The sequence below is a fragment of the Marinobacter flavimaris genome (assembly GCF_045057155.1).
Classification (GTDB): Bacteria; Pseudomonadota; Gammaproteobacteria; order Pseudomonadales; family Oleiphilaceae; genus Marinobacter; species Marinobacter manganoxydans.
This window is the reverse complement of record NZ_CP171359.1, coordinates 3,681,101-3,702,417: the sequence shown is the minus strand read 5'-3', so window position 1 is coordinate 3,702,417 and position 21,317 is coordinate 3,681,101. Positions and strand designations below refer to the sequence as shown.

Annotated in this window: 21 protein-coding genes; 10 read left to right on the top strand and 11 right to left on the bottom strand. The window is 59.2% G+C overall.

Annotation, left to right across the window (positions count from 1 at the left end; all coding sequences use genetic code 11):
* Positions 1 to 2 precede the first annotated feature (2 nt).
* Both ACGK9W_RS17275 and ACGK9W_RS17270 read right to left on the bottom strand, forming a co-directional pair.
* Positions 3 to 428, bottom strand: coding sequence for a MarR family transcriptional regulator (locus ACGK9W_RS17275; protein ID WP_008176821.1), 426 nt, complete (start codon positions 426 to 428; stop codon positions 3 to 5).
* Positions 429 to 590: 162 nt separating this feature from the next.
* A complete protein-coding gene (locus ACGK9W_RS17270) occupies positions 591 to 1,874 on the bottom strand; it encodes an MFS transporter (RefSeq protein WP_405417839.1) in 1,284 nt (427 codons plus the stop codon).
* Positions 1,875 to 2,145: 271 nt separating this feature from the next.
* On the opposite strand from ACGK9W_RS17270, the gene ACGK9W_RS17265 reads away from it, so the two are divergent.
* From ACGK9W_RS17265 to ACGK9W_RS17250, 4 genes are all read left to right on the top strand, one after another.
* Positions 2,146 to 3,048 carry a YafY family protein gene (locus ACGK9W_RS17265; protein ID WP_175497395.1) on the top strand — a complete coding sequence of 301 codons (903 nt, stop codon included), beginning with the start codon at positions 2,146 to 2,148 and terminating at the stop codon, positions 3,046 to 3,048.
* 150 nt (positions 3,049 to 3,198) lie between these two features.
* On the top strand, positions 3,199 to 4,818 hold the full coding sequence (locus tag ACGK9W_RS17260; protein ID WP_405417836.1) for an ExeM/NucH family extracellular endonuclease: 1,620 nt from the start codon (positions 3,199 to 3,201) through the stop codon (positions 4,816 to 4,818).
* Positions 4,819 to 4,946: 128 nt separating this feature from the next.
* Entirely contained in the window at positions 4,947 to 5,834 is an 888-nt protein-coding gene (locus ACGK9W_RS17255) for an alpha/beta fold hydrolase (RefSeq protein WP_053113502.1), read from the top strand.
* A 156-nt stretch (positions 5,835 to 5,990) separates the two neighbouring features.
* Positions 5,991 to 7,058 carry an AraC family transcriptional regulator gene (locus tag ACGK9W_RS17250; protein ID WP_008176811.1) on the top strand — a complete coding sequence of 356 codons (1,068 nt, stop codon included), beginning with the start codon at positions 5,991 to 5,993 and terminating at the stop codon, positions 7,056 to 7,058.
* Here the strand turns inward: ACGK9W_RS17250 and queE are convergent, their stop codons facing one another.
* A complete protein-coding gene (gene queE / locus ACGK9W_RS17245) occupies positions 7,059 to 7,715 on the bottom strand; it encodes a 7-carboxy-7-deazaguanine synthase (RefSeq protein WP_008176809.1) in 657 nt (218 codons plus the stop codon).
* A complete protein-coding gene (gene queC, locus ACGK9W_RS17240; protein WP_008176806.1) occupies positions 7,715 to 8,380 on the bottom strand; it encodes a 7-cyano-7-deazaguanine synthase QueC in 666 nt (221 codons plus the stop codon). The genes queE and queC overlap by 1 nt, the downstream gene beginning before the upstream one ends.
* A gap of 185 nt (positions 8,381 to 8,565) precedes the next feature.
* Here queC and ACGK9W_RS17235 point away from each other — a divergent pair, with 185 nt between their 5' ends.
* Positions 8,566 to 9,099 carry a hypothetical protein gene (locus tag ACGK9W_RS17235; RefSeq protein ID WP_014578938.1) on the top strand — a complete coding sequence of 178 codons (534 nt, stop codon included), beginning with the start codon at positions 8,566 to 8,568 and terminating at the stop codon, positions 9,097 to 9,099.
* Between the two features lie 15 nt (positions 9,100 to 9,114).
* On the opposite strand, the gene ACGK9W_RS17230 is transcribed toward ACGK9W_RS17235, so the two are convergent.
* Positions 9,115 to 9,354 carry a hypothetical protein gene (locus ACGK9W_RS17230; protein WP_008176800.1) on the bottom strand — a complete coding sequence of 80 codons (240 nt, stop codon included), beginning with the start codon at positions 9,352 to 9,354 and terminating at the stop codon, positions 9,115 to 9,117.
* 546 nt (positions 9,355 to 9,900) lie between these two features.
* Here ACGK9W_RS17230 and ACGK9W_RS17225 point away from each other — a divergent pair.
* Positions 9,901 to 10,173 (top strand): hypothetical protein, encoded by a 273-nt coding sequence (locus ACGK9W_RS17225; protein WP_041645887.1) that lies wholly within the window; start codon positions 9,901 to 9,903, stop codon positions 10,171 to 10,173.
* A gap of 25 nt (positions 10,174 to 10,198) precedes the next feature.
* On the opposite strand, the gene ACGK9W_RS17220 is transcribed toward ACGK9W_RS17225, so the two are convergent.
* The 3 genes from ACGK9W_RS17220 to ACGK9W_RS17210 are packed head-to-tail and all read right to left on the bottom strand — an operon-like array spanning position 10,199 to position 14,675.
* Complete coding sequence (locus tag ACGK9W_RS17220; protein ID WP_008176796.1) at positions 10,199 to 10,612, bottom strand: response regulator; 414 nt, start codon at positions 10,610 to 10,612, stop codon at positions 10,199 to 10,201.
* Positions 10,613 to 10,626: 14 nt separating this feature from the next.
* A complete protein-coding gene (locus tag ACGK9W_RS17215; RefSeq protein ID WP_041645885.1) occupies positions 10,627 to 11,184 on the bottom strand; it encodes a hypothetical protein in 558 nt (185 codons plus the stop codon).
* A gap of 32 nt (positions 11,185 to 11,216) precedes the next feature.
* Positions 11,217 to 14,675, bottom strand: coding sequence for a response regulator (locus tag ACGK9W_RS17210; protein WP_405421093.1), 3,459 nt, complete (start codon positions 14,673 to 14,675; stop codon positions 11,217 to 11,219).
* A gap of 202 nt (positions 14,676 to 14,877) precedes the next feature.
* On the opposite strand from ACGK9W_RS17210, the gene ACGK9W_RS17205 reads away from it, so the two are divergent.
* The gene (locus ACGK9W_RS17205; RefSeq protein ID WP_008176790.1) at positions 14,878 to 15,948 is read left to right on the top strand and encodes a hypothetical protein; all 1,071 of its coding nucleotides are present in this window, start codon (positions 14,878 to 14,880) and stop codon (positions 15,946 to 15,948) included.
* Here the strand turns inward: ACGK9W_RS17205 and ACGK9W_RS17200 are convergent.
* Positions 15,945 to 16,196 (bottom strand): hypothetical protein, encoded by a 252-nt coding sequence (locus ACGK9W_RS17200; RefSeq protein ID WP_008176788.1) that lies wholly within the window; start codon positions 16,194 to 16,196, stop codon positions 15,945 to 15,947. The two genes, ACGK9W_RS17205 and ACGK9W_RS17200, sit on opposite strands and share 4 nt — an antisense overlap.
* 196 nt (positions 16,197 to 16,392) lie before the next feature.
* Between ACGK9W_RS17200 and ACGK9W_RS17195 the strand changes: the two genes are divergently transcribed.
* Positions 16,393 to 16,737, top strand: a complete 345-nt coding sequence (locus ACGK9W_RS17195) for a hypothetical protein (protein WP_008176786.1) — start codon at positions 16,393 to 16,395, stop codon at positions 16,735 to 16,737.
* A gap of 10 nt (positions 16,738 to 16,747) precedes the next feature.
* Here ACGK9W_RS17195 and ACGK9W_RS17190 read toward each other — a convergent pair whose 3' ends face one another.
* Positions 16,748 to 18,034, bottom strand: coding sequence for a serine hydrolase (locus ACGK9W_RS17190; RefSeq protein ID WP_053113496.1), 1,287 nt, complete (start codon positions 18,032 to 18,034; stop codon positions 16,748 to 16,750).
* 124 nt (positions 18,035 to 18,158) lie between these two features.
* Positions 18,159 to 19,346, bottom strand: a complete 1,188-nt coding sequence (locus ACGK9W_RS17185; RefSeq protein WP_273084107.1) for a diguanylate cyclase — start codon at positions 19,344 to 19,346, stop codon at positions 18,159 to 18,161.
* A gap of 222 nt (positions 19,347 to 19,568) precedes the next feature.
* Here ACGK9W_RS17185 and ybaK point away from each other — a divergent pair, with 222 nt between their 5' ends.
* Complete coding sequence (gene ybaK / locus ACGK9W_RS17180; RefSeq protein ID WP_008176781.1) at positions 19,569 to 20,051, top strand: Cys-tRNA(Pro) deacylase; 483 nt, start codon at positions 19,569 to 19,571, stop codon at positions 20,049 to 20,051.
* 3 nt (positions 20,052 to 20,054) lie between these two features.
* Positions 20,055 to 21,248, top strand: coding sequence for a cation:proton antiporter (locus ACGK9W_RS17175; RefSeq protein ID WP_008176779.1), 1,194 nt, complete (start codon positions 20,055 to 20,057; stop codon positions 21,246 to 21,248).
* The last annotated feature ends 69 nt before the right edge of the window (positions 21,249 to 21,317 follow it).

Sequence of the window (21,317 nt, the reverse complement as noted above, 5' to 3'; positions counted from 1 at the left end):
GGTTATTTCTGCTTTTCGGCGTTTTCCAGGATCTTGTGGAACACCTTTACGGTGCACTCGATCTCTTTGTCGCTGATGCCTTCCAGCATTTCCTCGCGCAGCACCTCGGCTCGCTCGGAAAGGTCATCCATAAACGCCCGGCCGGCGTTGGTCAGATGCAGCCGCCGCGCACGGCGATCGTTCGGGCAGGGCCGGCGCTCAATCAAATTCTGTTGCTCGAGACTGTCCAGCAGTCGAACCAGGGTCGGATTCTCGATCGCCATCAGGCTTGCCAGCTCACGCTGTGTGAGGCCCTCACCGCCTTTTTCCAGGTACACCATCGTGCTCCAGCGCGCCTGGGTGACGCCCAGGTCCTTCAGGCGCTCATCGAGCATTTTTCTCCAGCGCCGGGTGACCCGCGCTACCGCAAAAGGAAACTGGTCTCTCATTTGTCGTCACTCCATAAACAAAGGGGCTTGGCCCGGGCCTGGCGCAGCCGCGCACTCGGCCAATAATTCACATTATCGGAAATGTCACCAATAGTATGCTAACCATTGAAATAAAAACAGATATGAAAGTAAAAACAAAATCGGGGAATACCGAGAGCAGAGTCAACTGGCCTGACGCTGCTCTTCCTGCATCTCCTCGACTTCAGGAGACTCGTGGAACTCGGTATTTCGTGGATCCATCTCGGCAAGCACCGGCGAGGCCTCCGGCATGGCTGGCACGAAGTGCTCCTGATCCGCCACGGCAACGTCTTCGGTATGGCTGATCCGGTAACTGGTAATCACCGCCAGCACCAACAGGAAACCGGCATTGCCGAAAAACAGGCCTTTCGGTCCCAGAAGGTTGATCAGTTCAGCCATGACAACCGGCCCGATGACGCTGCCAACACCGTAACTGAGCAGCAGCGTGGCGCTGGCTGCAACGATGCGGGTACTTTCCATACGGTCATTGGTGATTGCCACCGCGACCGGATAAAGGGCGGCCGAAAGGCCGGTGAACAGACCGACCAGCAGGGTCAGCAACCAAGGGTTGGCAGCCCCCAGGACGCCAACACCACCCGCTGCGGACGCGGCCAACACGGCAATCCAGAACATCACCCGGCGGCGGTCGAAACGGTCACAGAGCCGGCCCAGCGGCCAGGCAAGGATCATGGCCGCGACAATGGCACTGGCCATGAACGTGGATGTCCTGGCAACGTCCAGCCCGACCAGGGTTGCGTACACCGGCCCGAGCGCATAGAAACCGCCAATCATGACGCCGCAGATCACGGCACCGGCAACACCGGTGAAGGACTCCCTGGCCAGGGTAAAAAACGAGATGCGCTGGACCTGTTCAATGACCGGCGCCTCCATTTTTGTCAGTGCAAGCGGCATCAGGGCCAGCGCCAACAGAATCGCAGCAATCGAAAACGGCATGAAGTTGGCCGGGTCGCCAATGTTCACAATGAGCTGGCCACCAGCGGCGGAGAGGTAAAACACAATCTGGTACACCGCAAACAACGCACCGCGGTTGGCATTGGTGGCACGGCTGGAGAACCAGCTCTCGATGACCACCAGCACACCGGCAATACTGAACCCGGAGAGTACCCGCAGAACAGCCCAGAAAATCTCGGAAACGGCCATCGGATAGAGTAACGACGTGACAGCGGCAGCGGCGGCAAACACCGCGAACGCCCGGATATGACCAACCCGGCCGATAATTCGGTGAACGTAGAGCGTACCCAACACAAAACCGATGGAATAGCAGACCAGAATCCAGCCGATAATATCCGGCGATATCGCCTCGATACTCAGACGGATGCCCAGCAGTGTCATCAGGAATGCATTGCCGCTGACCAGCAAAATAATGCTTAGAATCAGGGCAGACAGGGAGGTGACCATTCGGGTCATTACAGCGGCTCCGGGCGTTACAGGGTATTCTGGATTGAATGACAGACAAAATAGCAGCAAGTCCCGGACTTTGCCGGCGACGTATTAGATCAGTAGCGGGAAGTGAAGCCACTAGGCACTTCCCGAAACCCGTTAACTGCATCACAAAAACCCGCAAAGGCCGCCGTGTAGCGGTTTAACAGGGTTTTACATTAATGCGCCGTAACAGACCATGAGTGCCGGAGCAGGTAACATGAAAACGAGCTATTCATTGGACCGTGAGCGCCTGGTTATGAAAAAAACGGACTGGCCCATCCGCTGGGATCTGCTGCTTCGCTATCGACTTATCGAAACGATTGCCCTGTGGGAAGGTCGTCTGACTACCAACCACATCTGCCACAGTTTCGGGATCGGTCGTCAGCAGGCGTCCAAGGATATCAACACCTATCTTCGCGAACTGGCGCCGGGCAATCTGGTTTACGACCGTCACCTGAAAGGTTATGTCCCGGCCGATAGATTTCGCCCGGTGGTCACCCGAGGCGTGGTCAATGAATATCTGGACCTGCTTGCCCGCCAGCAAAACCTGAGCACCACGTTTGAATCCCTGAACATTGGCCTGCCGGACAGCACCGTGGTCCAGGGTCCGAATCGGGTCATCGCGCCCGAAACCATGCGTGCGGTGGTGACGGCAACACGACAGGGAAGACAGCTGCGGGCCAGCTATGCCTCCCTGAGCCGACCGGAAGCGGTGGAAAGCATACTTGAGCCGCATACTCTGGTTTGTGCCGGCGACAGCTGGCATTTGCGGGCATGGTGCGACTCAAACCGGGAATTCCGGGATTTCGCCCTGAGCCGATTCCGGACCTCGCCGGAGGCCCTCCGGCAGCGTGCCAGACACACCCGGGACCAGGACGAGCACTGGAACCGGCAGGTTACCCTGGTGGTCACCCCGGATCAGCGCCTGACCCAAGCCCAGCAAGAGATCATTGCCCGTGACTACGGCATGGAACATGGTCGTCTGGAAGTTGCTACCCGTGCCGCGCTTGCCCCCTACGTGCTGTCACGGCTCGGTATTACCTTCGACAATCAGCACCCGGATCCTCTGGTGCAACAGCTTGAGTTGGCCAATCCCGACCAGTTGGGATTTGGCAGCAAACGCGAACAGGCCCTCAAAGCCGTTGCCGGCCTCAGCTAAACCGCCAGTGTGAGCTCTGGGACCTGGCGGTATGTCTTTCTCGGCGTTCTGATTCTGTCGTTTCTGCCCGCAGCAGGGAGGGCAGAATCGGTCTGCGGTGATCCCGCAACGCCGATTTCCCGGGTCCAGGGAACTGGCCCGACCTCACCCATGGCAGGAGCTACCGTCACCGTCGAGGGCATCCTGACCCAGGATTCCCGGGCAAAGGGCGGCTTTGGTGGTTTTTACCTGCAGCAGGCCGACCATCAGACCGACGGGAATCCCGCCACTTCCGAAGCGCTGTTTATTTACACCGATCGTGAAATCGCCGATGTCGGCATGCGAGTGCGGGTAACCGGAAAGGTGAAGGAATACCACGGGCTGACCGAACTGGTGTCGGTTCGGAGCATCCGGGCGTGCGGGCGTGGGCCGCTTCCAGCGCCCATTGCCATCACCCTGCCCTGGACCGTCGATCCGGAACATCTGGAGAACATGAGAGTTACCTTTCGCCAGCCCCTGACGGTGGTGGACAACTACAACCTGGCTCGCTACGGCGAGCTTGGGCTGGCGGCCTCAGACCAGGTCCAGCCTACGGAATACCTGCCCCCCGGCAAAGAAGCACACCGGGCATTCACCCGGAACGGGGCAAACCGCGTTCTGCTTGATGACAACCGGTCCAGGAGAGACCCCCGCCCGGTACCCTGGCCCCCGGGCGGCCTGTCCTCGGCAACCGTAAGGGCCGGTGATCAGATTAGAGGGCTCATCGGTGTGCTGGATTTCCGCTTCGATGCCTGGCGGCTCCAGCCTTCTCAGGAGCCGGCTTTCCTCGCCACCAATCCCAGAGAAACCGCACCCGGGCCGCGGCATGAGGCTTCGGTGCGGATCATGGCTCTGAACCTTGGTAATTTCTTTAACGGAGATGGCCGGGGCGGCGAGTTTCCAACGAGTCGTGGGGCCGGGACACCGGCGGAATTCCGGCGCCAGCAACAACAACTGGTGAACACACTTCTGGCCCCCGATCCGGACATTCTTGCGCTGACCGAACTTGAGAACGACGGCTATGGACCGGCAAGTTCCATAGCGAAACTTGCAGAGGCCCTGGGCGGCACCTGGCGGTTCGTCAGCACGCCCGGCCAGGACGGCGATGACGAGATCCGGACCGGCCTGCTCTACCGCAGCGACCGGATTAGCGCCGTTGGCCCGCCAGAACGGCTTACCAAAGGGCCATTTGAATCGGGAGGCCGGCCTCCCCTGGCTCAGGATTTCGGCCGAACGGACGGTGATGCTACCGTTCGGGTAATTGTTCCTCACCTGAAATCGAAATCCTGTCGGGGCGCCCGTGGCGATGATAAAGACCAGGCCGATGGCCAGGGCTGCTACGCAAGCCGGCGGACCAACGAAGCGAAAACACTGGCGGCCTGGTCCGGCAGCGATACCCGCAGGCACCATTCAGTCGGCACCCTGATAATCGGTGACCTCAACAGCTATGCCCGCGAACATCCCATAGCGGTGCTGGAGCAGGCAGGATTTACCAGCATGGTGCACCATTTCCATCCCTGCACCGAAAAGAACTGTGGTCACTACACCTACCGTTACCGTGGTCAGAAGGGCTCGCTGGATTTCGCACTCGCCTCCGAGACCTTAAAACCAAGGGTCATGGGCGCCTGGAGCTGGCTGGTGAACGCCGATGAGCCCCGGGTACTCGACTACCGGAGCGATCACCCGGCATCCGGCCGGGGACCCTGGCGATCCAGCGACCATAATCCGGTGATTGTCGACCTGAAGCTCTGACTTTCGATGCCCCGTCACGGGCAATCTGTTGCCCATTCGCCGACGTCCACGGGCACTGTGGCCAAGGCTCCGGATTCTGGTCCCGGTAGACTGGTGGTCAGACCCAAAACCGGTGATCGCTGACAACCATGAGAATTCCTGCCCCCAACTTCTGGCCCGCTGCCCGCACGGGACAACGATTTCTTCTCCAGGCCCGCCGCCGTGAAACCATGGTCGATGGCCACAAGATGGTTTTCCTGGAACGGGGATCGCCAGATGTCGGCCGCCCGACGATCGTCCTGATTCATGGCTTTGCCGCCATGAAGGAAAACTGGGGGCTGTGGCTGCAAAGACTGCCAAGACACTGGCATCTTCTGGCGCCGGATCTGCCGGGATTCGGGGAGAGTGATTACCGGCCGGAGGCCTGCTACCGCTACGAAACCCAGGCCCGTCGACTGGCTCAGTGGCTTGCCGGCGTTAACACCGACAACATCCATCTGGCCGGCAGCTCCATGGGTGGCGCGATTGCCGCAATACTGGCCCACACACTGGATCCGGCGCCCCGCTCGGTGACGTTGCTCAACAGCGCCGGCATCCCCGAACATGAAGAGGTAGACATTCACGCCCCCCTGAAGCCTGACCGGGATGGCATCCTGATTCCACGGGACTGGAAAGGCGTCTACCGTATGTTCAACAGTGTTGGCACCGGCAAGCCCACGGTCTCCGGACTTGCCATGGCCGGCCTCCTCGGACCGGACCTCCTGGGCCGCACCAAGGCCCTCCGTCATATCTTCAGTGACATGGTGGCAGACGCGCTGGCACCGGCCCGCTACCTGGGCCCCGAGACACCGCCACTGCAGGTTCAGTGGGGCGACCGTGACGTGATTACCCCGACCCGCTGCGTCGACTGGTTCAGCTCGGCCACGCCTCAGGCAGAAATCCACATGTTCCGGGGTGTCGGGCATCTTCCGATGCTGGAAACGCCCGGGCGATCTGCCGCAGCCCTGGAACACTTTGTCCGCCGTCATGGCCAGTGATCGATCCGGATGCTTCCTGCCAACCAGCCGATGATTGGCCTTTCAGGCCATTTATTCCGTCACCGAAGTCATGGGGCAACGAGCCGCGAGGCGCCATAATCGTCGAAACCAAGCGTTCTGCGACATAACAAGAACAGAATCAGACGAGGAAATCCCATGCGCGCCTCCGTTTCAACGGCACAGGACCTGGGCATGCCGGCCATCTACCTGCATCTTCTGGCCGAACTGCTGAACACCATCGGTGTTGACGAACAAGACCTCCTCCTCCGGGTCGGTCTTGACCCCGTCCGCCTGCAATCCACCGATCGGCGGGTGAGCCAGACCCAGGCCAGCGAATTCGTCACCCGGGCCATTATCGAAAGCGGCGAACCTGGACTCGGTATCATGCTCGCCAGGGAGCTGAAGCTGCCCCTGCACGGCGCCCTGGGTACGGCCGTCATGAGTAGCCGTACCCTGGGCGATGCCATGGAGCTGATGACCCGATACCTGACGCTAAGGGTGCCTCACCTTCGGGTCTGCAAACGGGAGACCGGCAACCTGGCCTGGTACGTTGTGCATTGTGATATCGACCTGGGGCCTCTGCACGGCTTTATCATGGATGCCATGCTGTTTGGTTGCGTTTCCATGGGGGCACAGTTGACAGGCTCGGTCATTGACGGTTTGCGGATTGTTCGCCGGGGAACGGAGCCGGCCTATTTCCAGCGTTTCCGCTCACAGATCCCGGTGCCGGTGGAATTCGGCGCTACGGAGAATGCCCTGGTGATTCCGGTTGGCCGTCTGAGCCTGCCCGTGCGCTTCACCGATGATCAACTGGCGGCCTCGTCCAAAGCCCAGTGCGAGGAGGCGCTGCGGCAGCTGACCGAAGACGCCGGATTTGCCTGTCGCGTCCGACGGGTAATCGAGACCAGCCACCCCTTCCCGCCAAAACTGGCCAGGGTAGCGGCCACCCTGTTTGTGTCCGAGAGAACGCTCAAGCGGCGGCTGCAGGAAGAAGACGCCAGTTTCCAGCAGCTGGTAGATCAGGTCCGCCTGGAACGGGCACAGGATCTGCTCCGCAGTACCACCATGAATCTGAGCCAGATTGCCGATGCCCTCGGTTACGCCGACGCGGCGAATTTCACCCGGGCTTTCAAGCGCTGGACCGGCAGCAGCCCCAGCCATTACCGAATTTCGCAACCCGGCCCCGGGCTGATTACCGCCAGGCGGGCACTGGCCACGGGGTAATCAGTCGATGCCGATGATCTTGTGCATTTGCAGGGTCAGGCGCCACTGCGGATGCGCGAGACAATAATCGGTGGCGCGTCGGGTATTGCTTTGTTTGATCTCATCCACAGCCGTTTCCGGTATCGAGGGAGAGGCCATCGGCGACAGGAAATAATGGCTTGCGCGAATGCCCAGGAATCGCTCCGGCATCGCCAGGGGCTGGGGATAGACCAGCTTCAGCTCGTCACAGGCCTCAAGCACCACCGGGGCATCGGCTTTCGGACTGACGCAGAGCCAGTCGATGCCTTCGGGCGCGGGCAGGGTACCGTTGGTCTCTACCCCTACCTCGAACCCTTCCCGGTGCAGAGCCTCGATCAGGGGAGCATCCAGCTGCAGCAGGGGCTCGCCACCGGTGCAGACCACGTAGGGCTTGCCGGGTGCCTCCGGCCAAAGATTGCGTATGTGACGGGCCAGTTCCTCCGGGGTTTCAAAGCGACCACCATTCTGGCCATCAGTACCGACAAAATCGGTATCACAGAAATTGCACACGGCAGTGGCGCGGTCCTTCTCGCGACCGGTCCAAAGGTTGCACTTGCTGAAACGACAGAACACGGCAGCACGCCCGGCCTGGGCACCTTCACCCTGCAACGTGTAGAAGGCTTCCTTGACCCGATACATCAGCTTGCCGCCTCGTAGTCCAGGGGATCTTTGACACCATTGGCAGCGAAGGCTTCCAGTCGTTCAACACAGGAGCCGCAGCGTCCACAAGCCCGCTCCCGGCCGTTGTAGCAGGTCCAGGTCTGTGCATAGTCCAGTCCCAGGCGCAGGCCTTCAGCCAGGATCTGACCCTTGTCCATGGTCATGAAAGGCGCCTCAATGCCGACCGGCTCGTAGTTGGCCACGCGGCAGACCGCGTCCATTTTATCCACAAACTCCGGGCGACAGTCCGGGTAGATAGCGTGGTCGCCACCATGAGCTCCGTACCAGACGGCGCCAGCACCTGCGGTCACGGCGTAACCGGTCGCCAGGGACAGGAGAATCATGTTTCGGTTAGGCACCACGGTCGCTTTCATGCTGTCTTCTTCATAGTGGCCTTCCGGCACATCGATATCCGAGGTCAGCGATGAGCCGGCCATCACCTCACTCATGGCGCGGATATCGATCACCTTGTGGGGTACACCCAGCGCTTCACAGACCGAACGCGCGCACTCAAGCTCCCGGACATGGCGCTGCCCGTAGTTGAAGGACAGGGCATGAACCTGGTAGCCGCGCTCCCGGGCCAGATGCAGCAGGGTGTAGGAGTCCATGCCTCCGGAATAGATAACGACTACGGTGTCTGTCATTCGGGCTCCCCGTATGGTGCGGTTCGGATTTGGCTGGTTTACTGTCGCGCCCGAGGCCTGTTGCTGTCATCGGGCTTTTACAATGAATGGACATATTGTAACAGTGCAGGAACAGGTTGGGTTCGCGTCTCGCTTGCGGGGCGGGTAAACTCAGCGAAAAACAACTCATCAGCTACACTGACTCCATGACCACTATCCAGCCGGCATTCATCGATTTCGAGGCATCAAGCCTTGATCTGATCGCGAGCTACCCCATTGAGGTGGGAATCTGCATGCCGGATGGCACTCTCCACAGCTGGCTGATCAGCCCCCACGTGCTGTGGCAGGACTGGTCACAAAGCGCTGAGCAGATTCACGGCATTTCCCGCGAGACCCTGGAAGCGGATGGTATTGCGGTGAGCGAAGTCGCCAGTGCCCTCAACGAACTGCTGCCGGAACAGGTGTTTTGCGATGCCTGGACCTTCGACAGTTTCTGGCTGCATCGTTTGTTCAAGGCCGCCCGCATAACGCCAACGTTTCAGCTTGAATCCATTTCAGCGCTGTTGGACACGAGGCAGGTGCGCGAATGGTCAGCACTTCGCCAACAGGTGATTACAGAGCTTGGCCTGCCTGTGCATCGGGCCGCAAACGATGCCCTGATTCTCCACAAAACCTGGGAACGGATTGCGCCGAATCAGGACGAACTGGCGCCGTTAACGGGTCAAACCCGGCAGGCCTGACGCATTCCCGGTTGATCAGTGCCTGGCGTGACGGACACGCAGTGCGATGACCTCGAGACCATCCCGAAGGGTATTCAGCGTCCAGTAGGTCACCAGGGCCATGAGCGCGGCTCCGGTCACGGTAAACACCAGATTCTCACCCACGACCTGCTCCTGCGCGACCAGCAGGTAAAGACCAAGTGCAATAATCAGGGCGAGTTCAATCAATGCGTGGGAACGGAACTTTTTACTGGCAGATCCGGCTTCGTCGGACATTTTGCTAGGTTTCAACCTCTGTCTGTTGATGGCGATTAATCGAATATTAGTGTGCGAATTATCGCCGGGACAGGCCGCAAAATCTGTAAGAAGTAATGGCTACGAAGATTCCACTACCCAAAAAAAACGCAGCCATAGAGGCTGCGTAGAAAGGAGAGATCCATCAACTGCCTGGCGCGGCAGGCAGTCGGGATTGCACAACGTAAAACACGTGACGGAAAGAATTATGCCAAGCGCCCCTGGAGGCCGTCTGTAGGGGTTTGCCGAAGAAGCCGGGCTATTGCAAACGGCCCATTAGCCTATACACTGGTAGTCGAACCGAAACATAAGAGCCGGTATGACCAGAATGATTCCACAGTTCAGCGCTTACACAGCAGCAGGTTGCCATGCAGGGCAGTCTGTTCGCGCGATGGTGAAAGACATCTAACGGCTTTCGGTCAGTCCCGGGAGCCTATGTAGCGACCGGGTCAGCTTCTCCGCGAAACCCCGGTCGCTTCAGGCACCGGGGTTTTGTTTTTGCAGCCGCAAAACGACAAGGAGAACATCATGAAAAGACATCCGACAACTCGCGCAGCAAACCAGCCCATGAACAATCGCCAGGGCCCGATCAAGCGTCCGGAGAAGCTGCCGCTGCTGGATGCCATCTGCAAAAAACTTAATCAGCGCGTCAATCTGGATGACGAACAGCGGGTGCTGGGAGTGTATGAGCGGGGCTGGATCTTCAAGGGCGTCCTGGGCAATATGAACGACGCCGAGGCAAGGTACGTCAGAGCATTGGCGACCCGTTACAATTCATGGATTGCCCGGCAGGTCGCCTGATTCAGAAGCCGCGTGTCTGAACCGGTCAGTGGCGCCGGTTCAGACCCTGCATCATCGCCATATCGCCGCCGTGAACCATGGCGTAATTGTTGACCACATCGTGTATTTTTTCCTGGGAGTAAGGCTTGACCACGTAGCCGTTAGCACCGGCACTGATCGCCCGCTGAATACTCTCGATCGAATCGTCCGCCGTCACCAGCACAATGTGCTGCTCCTCACGGGCGTCCTTGAATTCCAGCATCAGTTCGTGCCCATCGCCGTCCGGCAACCCCAGATCCAGCAGGATGATGTGAAATTCCCCGGCTTTGAAAGCCGTCCTGGCGGAAGCTGCGTCAATACACTCGATCACCTTGGTTGCGCCAGCGTTGTAGAGCATATCCACGAGCCGCTCTCGCATCACAGGCTCATCTTCCACTACCAGCACTTTCAGATCCGTCATGTGGGTTGCTCCTCTCAAACTGTCGGGTCGTTGCCTGTGCGCCGCGGCAGGTCCAGCGGCGCTGGTCGGGGCTCGCTCATGTCACTGTAGTCAGGGCGTGGCGAGGTCTCCGGATTGGCCGTCGTCCCGTCCTCCATGCCAAACCGTGTCAGTATATTGCTGATGCTCACAGCGGTTGTGTAGAGGGATATCGCAATAATCAGAAGGATCGGCTGAACAAAGGTTACAAAACCGGGTACATCCGCGCTTCCCAGTATACTCAGGATCAGAATGATTGCCGGCCCCAGCACCACGAAAAGCGTCAGGGCAATGAAGAAAACAATCCGCTCCTTGTAGCGCCCGAGCTCCCGGTTGGTCACGAGACCGAGCACGAACTTGCCGATAGCCAGACCGGCAAGGATAGCGGCGGCGATGCTCAGGTCCGGTCGCAGCAGGGTTTCGTAAAGCCGGCCTTCCCACAACCGTTGCATACCGATAATCAGAAAGGGAAACAACACAAACAGGATGTCGGCATAGGTACCATACATCATGCTCAAGGAATGGTGTTCTCGGCGTTCCGGCAGCTCACTCATCGGGTTCTTCCTGTTGGTCATACTCACACACGTCAGCCTGGCGTTTTCGCAGCGGCGAGGGCACGGTCTATCATTTCACCGAGTTCCTTCAGTTCGCTGCGAACACGTTCCCAGTCCGGCTCAGTGACTTTCAGCAGCTCTTCCAGTATACCCGCCTGTCGGGTCATCAGCGGATAGCCCATGGCACCCGCCGTGCCCTTGATCTGGTGGGCTTCGGTTTTCATTGCTTCACGATCTGCGTCCGCCAGCGCGGCATCCATTCGGGTCCGCCGCGCGGCAAGCCCATCAAGAAACTGTGCCACCAGGTGGGCAATTTCAGCGTCTTCGCCAGTATCCGCGGCGAAAACGGGGCCCGTGCCCAGCAGCCGGTCCAGCAGGGCCGTCAGGTGGGACTGATCAATGGGCTTGTTCAAAACGCCGTCACAACCGGCCTCAAGCAATGCATCGGTTTCCGGCTGATCGCCAGCTGTAAAGGCAATCACCGGCCGGCGGAACCCGGCCTGGCGCAGCAACCGGGTGGCGTCAACACCATCCATTCCCGGCATGTGACGGTCCATCAGCACCAGATGAACCGTATCGGACAATGCAGTCCGAACCGCGTCCTCGCCGCCGGTCACTGCCACGACGTCCAGACCTTCCCGGCGCAGCATACGCTCTACCAGCTGCCGGTTTTCGGTGTTGTCTTCGGCAACCAGCACCTTGCCCTGATAGCGTGAGGTTCGTTCATTAGCGGAGGCCGGCGTCACCGACAGGTATCGTCCCAGTGTTTCATAGAAGCGCTGCTTGTCGATGGGCTTCGCCAGGTGTTCATTGCAGCCGGCCAGGCGATAGTCGGCAATGTCCTCGGACATCACATTGGCGGTGAGCGCGATGACTGGCGTATTCACCCCGGCTTCGCGAAGTGCCGCCGTCGCGTCACGGCCGTTCATCACCGGCATCTGTATGTCCATCAGGATCAGATCAAAGGGTTCGCGAATCGCCATTTCCAGGGCTTCCGCTCCGTTGCCCACATGGACAAGCTCGGCTCCGGTTCGAGACACCAGCAGGGAAACAAGCCGCCGGTTCACCTCATTGTCCTCGGCACACAGGATACGCCCTGACAATCGCGGCGCGACAACCATGGGTATGGCCCTGCGGCGCTGGCTGAGCTCCGACGCATCGCGCAGGAAATGGACCTGTTCCAGTGGCCCGGTCCGGATCGAAAGCTCAAACTCGCTGCCCTCGCCATAGGTACTGTTCACCCGGATACTGCCGCCAAGCATTTCCGCCAGACGCCGGGAAATGCTGAGCCCGAGGCCGGTGCCACCATATTGCCTGGAAATGGCGGCGCTGCCCTGGGCAAAGGGATCGAACAGCCGCCCCAATTGCTCCGGCTTCATGCCAATGCCGGTATCCACGACCCGGGCCACGAGCAATTCCTGATCGCGATCACAACGGACCACCAGGGAAATGGACCCCTTATCGGTAAATTTAAGGGCATTACCACACAGGTTGATAATGATCTGGCGCAGTCGGGTGGGGTCAGTGCGCACCTGCTCCGGCAACGGGTATTCGCAGATGATGCTGAAATCCAGTCCTTTTTCCCGGGCTCTTGGCGCGAAGAAGGCGCGAATCTCGTCAAGAAGTTCCGGCAGATTGACCGATACGATGTCCACATCCAGTTTGTTGGCGTCGATTTTCGAGTGGTCGAGGATGTCGTTGACCAGGTCCAGCAGATGTCGGCCGCTGCGCACCACCGTCTCGGCACTGCTTCTTTTCTCCGGTTCACTGAGATCCGGATCAAGCAGCGTTTCTCCGTAACCGATGATGGCTGCCAGCGGTGTGCGGATCTCATGGCTCATATTGGCCAGGAACTGGCTTTTCGCCTCCGCGGAATTGCGGGCAAGCTCCTTCTCGAGACGCTCCTGCTCGCGCTCCCTCTCGATCCTCAAGCGATTGTGACTTTCGGTGGCGTCGATGCAGGTGCCTTCCAGATGGGTCGGCTCACCCTCGGTGTCATACACCGTATGCAGTGAGATGGTCGCCCAGCGCTCGTCACCGTCCCGGGTAAGGTATCGGGCCTCAATGCCCTTGACCGTGCCCCGGGCCTCCAGCTGCTCGATCACCAGCCGCCGCAACCGCTCGTCGGCGATGCAGGTTTCCAGTACGTCCGGGTTCCGCTTGAGCAACTCGCGGCTGCTGTTATAGCCCAGCAGGCGCGCCATGGCGGGATTGGCCGTGACAAATCGCCGGTCCGGCGACATCTGGAACACGCCCTCGATGGCGTTATCGAACAGCGACTGGTAACGCTGAAGGTTCGACAACGCCCGCTGGCTCCAGCCCAGGGCCTCGCCCTGGACCTGCTTGATCCTGTCTGCGAGGGCAAAAGAAAACAGGATAATCTGCGCGGTCAGACCAAACTGGGGTGAGTAAGCGGTGAAGGTGTTCAATGGCAGTATGCCCATCACCGTCAGGGCATAGATACCGAAGCCCACCAGCGCCAGTGTCCAGGCGAAAAAATAGGAACGGGCCGCCGGATTGTAATAGCGCCAGGACAGGTAACTGACCACGATCAAAATCAGGCTCAGCAGAATGGAGCCAACCACAATCCATTCCATGGCCACGTGGTAGGGCAGGAACAGCGACAGCACGAAAGTGGCAACCACCGAATACAGGCACAGGCGGATGACCTGATCAAGATCGGCCGACCGTTCCCGGGTTTCAAGCAGCGACCTTGCCATCAGCAGGCCCCAGAACCAGGTCAGAATGATCTGGAAGTGCAGGAACTGCTTGTCGAACAGAGCGGGCCGGCTGTCGAGAAGCTGGATACCGTGAACCTGTTCGGTGAAGATAAAGATGGCCGCAAAGACCAGGTAGAGCACGTAATAGATGTTGCTCCGCTCGCGAACCGAGACCGCGACGAACAGGTTGTAGGCAAGAATGGCCAGCACCGAACCAAGCAGGATGCCCCGCACCAGCTCATCCACCGAGACTTTTTCGATGTAGCTGTCCGGATGCCAGAGGCTGATCGGCAGACGGAAAGTATTGGTGTTGACCACCCGCAAGTAGACGTGGCTCAGGGAATCCGGTGCCAGTGAAAGGCGGAATGTCGGGTTGGGGACAGCCAGGTCCCGTTCCACCCAGTTGTCCTCATAACCCGCCTGTCGCTGATCGACCAGATCCCCGTCGCGGACCATGAACAGGGTGACTTCATCCACCAGAGGCAGGGCAAGCTCAAGGATCCATCCGTTCTGGTCCGGATTGCCCGCGGAGCGGAGATCCAGGCGCACCCAGTATGCGGATTCCGTGTAGCCGAAGTTCAACACGCCGCCTTCGTGGCGGGTAAAGGCACCCGATTCGAGAGCGCGAACCTCATCGAGGGTCAGTTCCTGCCCCGGGTCCTCGAGATACCAGATGCAGCCACCCAGATCACGGATACTCTCGATACCGCCGTCCAGTACAATCTCGCCATCATGGCAGGGCCCGGCCGCACTGGCCGACGCCGGCATCATGGCCGTGACCAGGAACAGCAGGACCGCTACCAAAGACGTCACCGCTGGAAGCGCCAATTCAAGCCGTTGCCGCAAAATGTGATCTCCGCGAGGGTAGATACCGGTTTTTTGTTTTACTGTCAGTAGCCACGCCGGGGCTATACCGTCCCGGTGACTCACTTTAGCCGTTTACACCGTTTTTCGCATCCCGGGGCCATCTGAAATGAGACATTCCTGCATTTTCGCCGCTGTTTCCATGACCACACTTGTCCTGAGTGGCTGCGGACTTGAGGATACCGGACCTTCCGCGTTCAATCCGGCGACCAATGTGGATCTGACGTTCTCGAGCTTCAACCTGGAAAACACGGAGGTGGCACCGGACAACCTCGGCAATACCCGTTTCTGGGACTTTTACCGGGGCATCCAGCCGGCAGCAGACGATTCCGACGACCTGCAAACCACCGGGGAAATACGCAGCCACATCGAGGTTTTCATCCGCGCCACGCCAACGGACGCCGGCACCAGCTATGACAGCGTGCGCAACCCGCTGGACCTGATGAACCAGGTGCTGGCCTCCGGCGAAGTCACCAATTTCCAGGAAGGCAAACGATACATCAGCCAGAGGATCGCAGATGGTGTCGCAGGCACCTACAACAGCCGGGGCAACGGCGCGCAGATCCGGTTCACAGACCAGTCGGCGGTGATTGCCAATCTGCCGCTGAACGACCAGCTCTGGATCTACCCGACGCTCGACTGGCGTTACCTGCCGGATGGCCCGGAAGGCTCGGACCTCGACAACAAGGTATATCGCACGATCCAGTATGTCAGCCGCAGTGTTGAAGAAGAGGAGCAGGCGGCCCAGCCGGAACTGGTCAGCGTGCTGGCAGGCAGCCGGTTTGATGCCAACAGTTTCATGACACTGGGCTACAGCCCCACCGAGTTTGCAACCGCGGACTACCTGAGTCGGAACCATGGCAGCATTGAACTGCGCCAGGATTTCATTGACGAAAACACCGACACGCTGTTTATAAAGAATGACGAATCCGAGGTGATCACACTCGATCGCTATCCAGGTTATGGCCTGGGAGACAACAGCCCGGACTGCCTGAGAGTCGAGCTGGATTACAACATGGATCTGGTGAGGATTTTTGCCTCGAACGGCGAGCCAGCGCGCATTGACGACCCTGACTCAACCGACGGGCAGGACACCATTCCGAATCCGGCCAATTGCACCTACCAGGAAGATGCCGACGCGATTACCAGCTGGACAACAGTGCCTGTCGCCGGCCGCTAGCCGGCGCCGCCATCCCTGAGGTCCCAGTTCTGCAGGAAGCCTTTCTTGCGGTCGATCATGCGTTCATAGGTGGAGATCATGATGGCCGCGTGGGGTGCTTTGACAAGACGCAGGGTTTCTATTCGGCGCTCCAGCCGTTCAACTTCAGAGCGCACCTGCTGGTGCACATGATTGCGAACGCTGTCGTGATGGTCCAGCTTGACCTCGCGGGAGGCGGGCTGGTTACTGGGGGGTGTGGGCTTGTCCATTCGGCTTCTCGTCCAATGAGTCGTGATAGATCCTTTTCCCATCACGCAAGTCTGCACAACTGTCCGACATAGTGCAATTAAAATGAATAGAGTTTCATTTTTATTTTCAGCTCTGCCGGACCACCTGTCATCCAGACGACAGAACCCCTGCTATAGTTCCCTGTAGAGACGACATTGCCCACCGACAGGAGCTCCCATGACCCAGACATCCGTGGCGGATACCCTCCGTGAATATCTGTCGCTACTGGAACTGCTGGACGATGCCTACTGGGAAGCCAGCAGCATTCACCACAAGGACATGCTGTACGACATCATCAGCATCTTCAGCCAGGAAGTGGCCGAGATAAACAAGCTCAGTATCCAGGACCACCACTACCCCTATGAGGTAATTACAGAAGGCATACGCCGGGTTGTGCCCAAGCTTGAGCGACTTGATGAAAACCGGGAAGACGTCATCCAGCGCACCCAGACCCTGACGGATTTCAGGGACATTCTGTCCTCCGTGCTGGGCATACTCGAAGCCCAGCTCAGGACGCTCTGAACCCTTTGCCTCAGGCGGCGATCAGCGGTCGCCGGTGCTCGGGTATGAGCGGAAAACGATTGCCCACGGTATAGACGAACTTTGCCAGTGCCGGCAGGTGATGACCGACGATCGGGATGCCGGTGTTCAGCAGACTGACCGAAATATCACGGGCCGCATCCGCCCAACACAGCTTGTTGATCAGACCGACGTGACCGAAAGCAAACCGGCTGTTCTGACCCCAGAGGCCCACCGGATTGCCACCCAGCATCATGCCGGCACTGAAGCGCATGGGTATCATCATGGTGCGGTCTATCTGTAGCGAACCGAACTGTTGAATGGCCCGGCGGATTGTGATTTCGCTGCAGATACGACGGCCGTTCCAGAGCCCGCCATTCAGCATCATCTGGAAGAAGCGGCCCATTTCCTCGGCGGTGCCGCACAGATTGCCCGCAGGAATCACCGCTTCCTGGAACCTCGGGTCATTGGTAACCCGCTCGACGGTCCGGATATCGCCACCCAGCGCGCGGTTAACAACCCAGGAAACGGGGAAACGGGGCGTTGGTCCGGTGGCGTAATTGCAGGCCAGCTCATCGAGATGCTCCGGGGCAATGCCATAGGTAAACCATTTCATGCCCATGGGCCGACGCAAATGCTTGTCGAGGTATTTTTCAATGGTGTCGCCCGTGACGCGTTCCAATACCCGCTGCAGGACAAAACCGCCGGTGATGGCGTGATAGGCCACCTTGGCGCCGTCCACTTCCACCGGTCGTGCAGCACAGAGCAGACGCCAGATTTCATCGTTATCCCACAGCACATCAATCGGCGTTTCCCGTGGAATGGCAGGAATGCCCCCGCGGTGAGAAAGAATCTGGTGAACGGTGATGGTCCTTTTCCCGTTAACCCCGAACTCCGGGCAGTAGTAGGAGACGGGATCCATCAGGTTGACCAGGCCCTGTTCCGCCAGCATGTGCATAAGCAATGCCGTCACCGCCTTGGAGGCGGAGAAGTAGCAGATTGGGGTATCAGTCGTCATCGGAACCTTGGCGGCGTCGCGCGGGTCATGGGGGCCATTGCCACTGGCATGGCCAATCGCCCGGTGCAGAACCTGCTCACCCTTGTGGCGGATGGAAATCTGGATACCCGGGTGCACGCCGGTCCGGTAAAGGCTCTGGACGCTGCGCCACAGGGCATCAACCGTTTCCTGACTGACACCGGCAGCTGCCGGATTTTCACCGGCATCATCCCGAAAGGTGACGGATTCGAGATCCTCGGGAATCTGACTGCTATGGAGGGCACGGCGGGCAAGTCGGTTCATCGGCTCAAACCTTTTTCAGTACGATTGTTGTTTTTCTATGTTCAACAGAACCGGCCCGGGCCACATTGGCCGGGCCGCAGCAAAGCGGACGTCACCTCCTCCACCTGCCAGGACACGAGTCTCACTACTGATTATGGACCTGGTCGTGCAGGTGCGCCATGGCGACACAGTTGCGGCCCCTATCCTTTGCCAGATACATGGCTTTGTCGGCGGCGGCGCAGAGTGTCGAAGCAGTCTGCCCGTGATCCGGGTAGACCGCAACGCCCACGCTGATGGTCAGGGGCACCGCCTCGCCATTCCCCAACGGCTGCGGCTCTTCCGCCACTTTGCGCCGCAAACGCTCGGCCGTTTCCTGGGCCTCCTCCAGATCCATTTCAGGCAAAACAATCACGAACTCCTCTCCGCCAAACCGACCGATGGAATCGACGCTGCGGACGCTGCCCAGCAACAGGCGGCTGATAGACCTGAGAACCGAGTCACCTGCAGCATGGCCGTAGGTGTCATTCACATCCTTGAAATGGTCGAAATCCACCCAGAGTACCGCCATGGGTCGCTGGTAACGTCGGGCTCTCTGAAGCTCCTCATCCAGCACCCGGGACATTTCCCGCCTGTTCAGAAGACCGGTCAGGGGATCCCGAGTGGCCATTTGCTCAAGCTCTGTCTCCAGCACTTTGCGGTCAGAAATGTCCAGAATGATGCCTTCCAGGTGGAGCGAGCCATCGTCCTCCTGAACGCCTCGTCCCCGCTCCCAGACCCAGATACGACTGCCGTCTTTTCGGGTGACCTCGTATTCCAGGGAAAACGATTCTTCTTTTTCCAGGGCCACTCTGACTTGCTCGAACAGTTGCTGATTAGAAGCGTCGCTAACCAGCGCCGCATAGCTGGTGACCCGGTTGTTGACCAACTCATCGGGCTCATAACCAGTCAGCTTGGTGCATCCCTGGGAGACAAATTTCATTGTCCAGTCGGGATCATACAGGCAGCGATAAGCCATGCCCGGGAGATTGTCCATCAGGATCTGGAGCTGACGCTCGCGCTCACGGAGTGCTTGCCGTTGTCGGTGCTGGAGGTTGAGCAGGGCCCGATCCTTGGTGAGTTGGCGGAGCAACACAGAAAAGAGAATCACCCCGGTTATCAGCACAAAGAAAGAGCCTTTCCAGGTCTGGATGACGGAGAGGGTTTTCGGATCGGGAAACCATGTTTCCGCGAGAGTGTCGGAAAACGCAATCCAGGCAAAGCCGGCGATCAGATAGACCACGGCAGCCCAGCCAGCGCGCCGCAGGGGTGTGCGGTTTTCGTTCAAGCTTTTCATTCCCTGAGATTTCGACGACGAAGGCTCCATGAACACCGCCATCGATGTTTGAATATTTATAATGTACGAAAAATAGTCATAACGGCGCTTTAAGTCGAGCGTCAAATGTCATGCCCGGTAAAATCCACCCGGGAATCGGGTTTTGCCTCCACGCCAGACAGTTGTTGTGATGCCGCTTAGCTGCTTTAATTCCCGGTTTCTGCCGTCTTTCAGGAGCCCAGCATGACGCCTGGCATCAACGCTGCGCGCAAAGCCTCTGTACCCCATACCATCCATGAGTACGACCACGACCCGGCCAGCGAGAGCTATGGTACCGAGGCCGCCGAGAAAACCGGCGTGGATCCCGCCCGGGTCTTCAAAACACTGGTTGTGGCCATCGACGGCAAGGAGCTGGTGGTTGCCATTGTCCCGGTGACCACCATGCTCAATATGAAACTGATCGCCCGGGCCTCAGGTGGGAAAAAAGCCGGGATGGCAGACAAACAGTTGGTCGAGCGCACCACCGGCTATGTCCTGGGTGGTGTCAGCCCCCTGGGCCAGAGAAAACAGCTGACAACCTTTATTGACGACTCGGCATTGGACTTCGACACCATATTTGTCAGCGGGGGGCGCAGAGGGCTAGAGATTGAACTTGCGCCCCGCGATCTGGCCCTCCTGACCAAAGGCGCGTTCGCTCCGCTACATTCCACCCCCCACCAGGAGTAGCCCGTGAATCACGCAACGGATCTGCTACTAATCGGCGGCACCCTGCTGCTGGCTCTTGCCGCACACGGCATCGGCCAGCGCATACACGTGCCCAGGGTTACCCTGTTGCTATTGCTTGGGGCGCTTGCCGGGCCGGAACTTCTGGATCTTCTGCCAGCAGGTGCAGACGATCACTTCGGATTCATTACCCAATTAACGCTTGCCATGGTCGGCTTCCTGCTGGGCGAGCGCATGGCAGTGAAAAACCTGTCAGAAGGCCGGGAAGCCGTGATTGTGAGCCTCGCGGTCACTCTGGTGACGGCGGCATTTGTTGCCGTTGCAGTCTGGCTTGTTACTCGTAATCTACCCGCTGCGCTGCTCCTGGGTTCCATCGCAACAGCAACAGCACCGGCAGCAACACTTGATACGTTGAAGGAAGCTGGTGCGAACGGTCCGCTGACCCGGCTGGTGTTCCAGGTCGTCGCCATTGATGATGCCTGGGGCGCCATCCTGTTCAGTATCTGCCTGGTCGGTGCACAACTGCTGCTGGGCGAAGGCGGTACCGGGCTTTCGACCCTCGGAGTCGGTCTTTTGGATGTCGGAGGGGCGGTTCTGCTGGGCACGGTCCTGGGTCTGCCTATGGCCTGGCTTACGGGCCGGCTGCGGCCCGGCGAGCCGATGTTGCTCGAGTCCGCCGGGTTTGTTTTTGTAGCCGCCGGTATCGCGTTATTTCTTGGTCTCTCCTATCTGCTGACCTGCATGACCCTCGGCATCGTGGTCGCCAACCGGGCAAGGCATCATGTGCGCCCGTTCCGCTCAATTGAAGGGGTTTCCGAGCCGTTCCTGGCCCTGTTCTTCTTTATGGCCGGCTACCAGCTCGAGTGGGCCATGCTGCCAACCCTCGGCGCACTGGGCCTCGCCTATGTTGCCGCCCGGATTGCCGGCAGGTTGGCCGGCGGACGGTTCGGCGGCTATCTGGCCGGTTCTGCATCTCATACCCGGAAACGGATCGGCGCCTGCCTCATGCCCCAGGCCGGCGTTGCCCTAGGCCTGGCACTGCTGGCCACAGAACGGCTGCCGGAACTGACGTATATTCTGCCTCTGGTCATTGGTGCAACGGTGATCTTTGAACTGGTGGGACCCCCACTCACCCTGATTCAGCTCAGGCGAGCCGGCGAAACCGGCAAAGGCTATCAGGACGAACCGGACAAGGAATGAACGCCCGGTATACAGCCATAAAAAAACCGGAGAACCCGCCAGGGTTGTCCGGTTTTTTTGAGGGCATCC

What these genes read in the sequence shown, in the direction of transcription:
- ACGK9W_RS17200 (WP_008176788.1), bottom strand. Translation starts at nt 16,196, where the DNA reads ATGGACAAGCCCACACCCCCCAGTAACCAGCCCGCCTCCCGCGAGGTC.
- ACGK9W_RS17220 (WP_008176796.1), bottom strand. Translation starts at nt 10,612, where the DNA reads ATGACGGATCTGAAAGTGCTGGTAGTGGAAGATGAGCCTGTGATGCGA.
- ACGK9W_RS17225 (WP_041645887.1), top strand. Translation starts at nt 9,901, where the DNA reads ATGAAAAGACATCCGACAACTCGCGCAGCAAACCAGCCCATGAACAAT.
- ACGK9W_RS17260 (WP_405417836.1), top strand. Translation starts at nt 3,199, where the DNA reads ATGGCAGGAGCTACCGTCACCGTCGAGGGCATCCTGACCCAGGATTCC.
- ACGK9W_RS17210 (WP_405421093.1), bottom strand. Translation starts at nt 14,675, where the DNA reads ATGATGCCGGCGTCGGCCAGTGCGGCCGGGCCCTGCCATGATGGCGAG.
- ACGK9W_RS17255 (WP_053113502.1), top strand. Translation starts at nt 4,947, where the DNA reads ATGAGAATTCCTGCCCCCAACTTCTGGCCCGCTGCCCGCACGGGACAA.
- ACGK9W_RS17235 (WP_014578938.1), top strand. Translation starts at nt 8,566, where the DNA reads ATGACCACTATCCAGCCGGCATTCATCGATTTCGAGGCATCAAGCCTT.
- queC (WP_008176806.1), bottom strand. Translation starts at nt 8,380, where the DNA reads ATGACAGACACCGTAGTCGTTATCTATTCCGGAGGCATGGACTCCTAC.
- ACGK9W_RS17195 (WP_008176786.1), top strand. Translation starts at nt 16,393, where the DNA reads ATGACCCAGACATCCGTGGCGGATACCCTCCGTGAATATCTGTCGCTA.
- ACGK9W_RS17190 (WP_053113496.1), bottom strand. Translation starts at nt 18,034, where the DNA reads ATGAACCGACTTGCCCGCCGTGCCCTCCATAGCAGTCAGATTCCCGAG.
- ACGK9W_RS17275 (WP_008176821.1), bottom strand. Translation starts at nt 428, where the DNA reads ATGAGAGACCAGTTTCCTTTTGCGGTAGCGCGGGTCACCCGGCGCTGG.
- ACGK9W_RS17265 (WP_175497395.1), top strand. Translation starts at nt 2,146, where the DNA reads ATGAAAAAAACGGACTGGCCCATCCGCTGGGATCTGCTGCTTCGCTAT.
- ACGK9W_RS17270 (WP_405417839.1), bottom strand. Translation starts at nt 1,874, where the DNA reads ATGACCCGAATGGTCACCTCCCTGTCTGCCCTGATTCTAAGCATTATT.
- ybaK (WP_008176781.1), top strand. Translation starts at nt 19,569, where the DNA reads ATGACGCCTGGCATCAACGCTGCGCGCAAAGCCTCTGTACCCCATACC.
- ACGK9W_RS17215 (WP_041645885.1), bottom strand. Translation starts at nt 11,184, where the DNA reads ATGAGTGAGCTGCCGGAACGCCGAGAACACCATTCCTTGAGCATGATG.
- ACGK9W_RS17250 (WP_008176811.1), top strand. Translation starts at nt 5,991, where the DNA reads ATGCGCGCCTCCGTTTCAACGGCACAGGACCTGGGCATGCCGGCCATC.
- queE (WP_008176809.1), bottom strand. Translation starts at nt 7,715, where the DNA reads ATGTATCGGGTCAAGGAAGCCTTCTACACGTTGCAGGGTGAAGGTGCC.
- ACGK9W_RS17230 (WP_008176800.1), bottom strand. Translation starts at nt 9,354, where the DNA reads ATGTCCGACGAAGCCGGATCTGCCAGTAAAAAGTTCCGTTCCCACGCA.
- ACGK9W_RS17205 (WP_008176790.1), top strand. Translation starts at nt 14,878, where the DNA reads ATGAGACATTCCTGCATTTTCGCCGCTGTTTCCATGACCACACTTGTC.
- ACGK9W_RS17185 (WP_273084107.1), bottom strand. Translation starts at nt 19,346, where the DNA reads ATGAAAAGCTTGAACGAAAACCGCACACCCCTGCGGCGCGCTGGCTGG.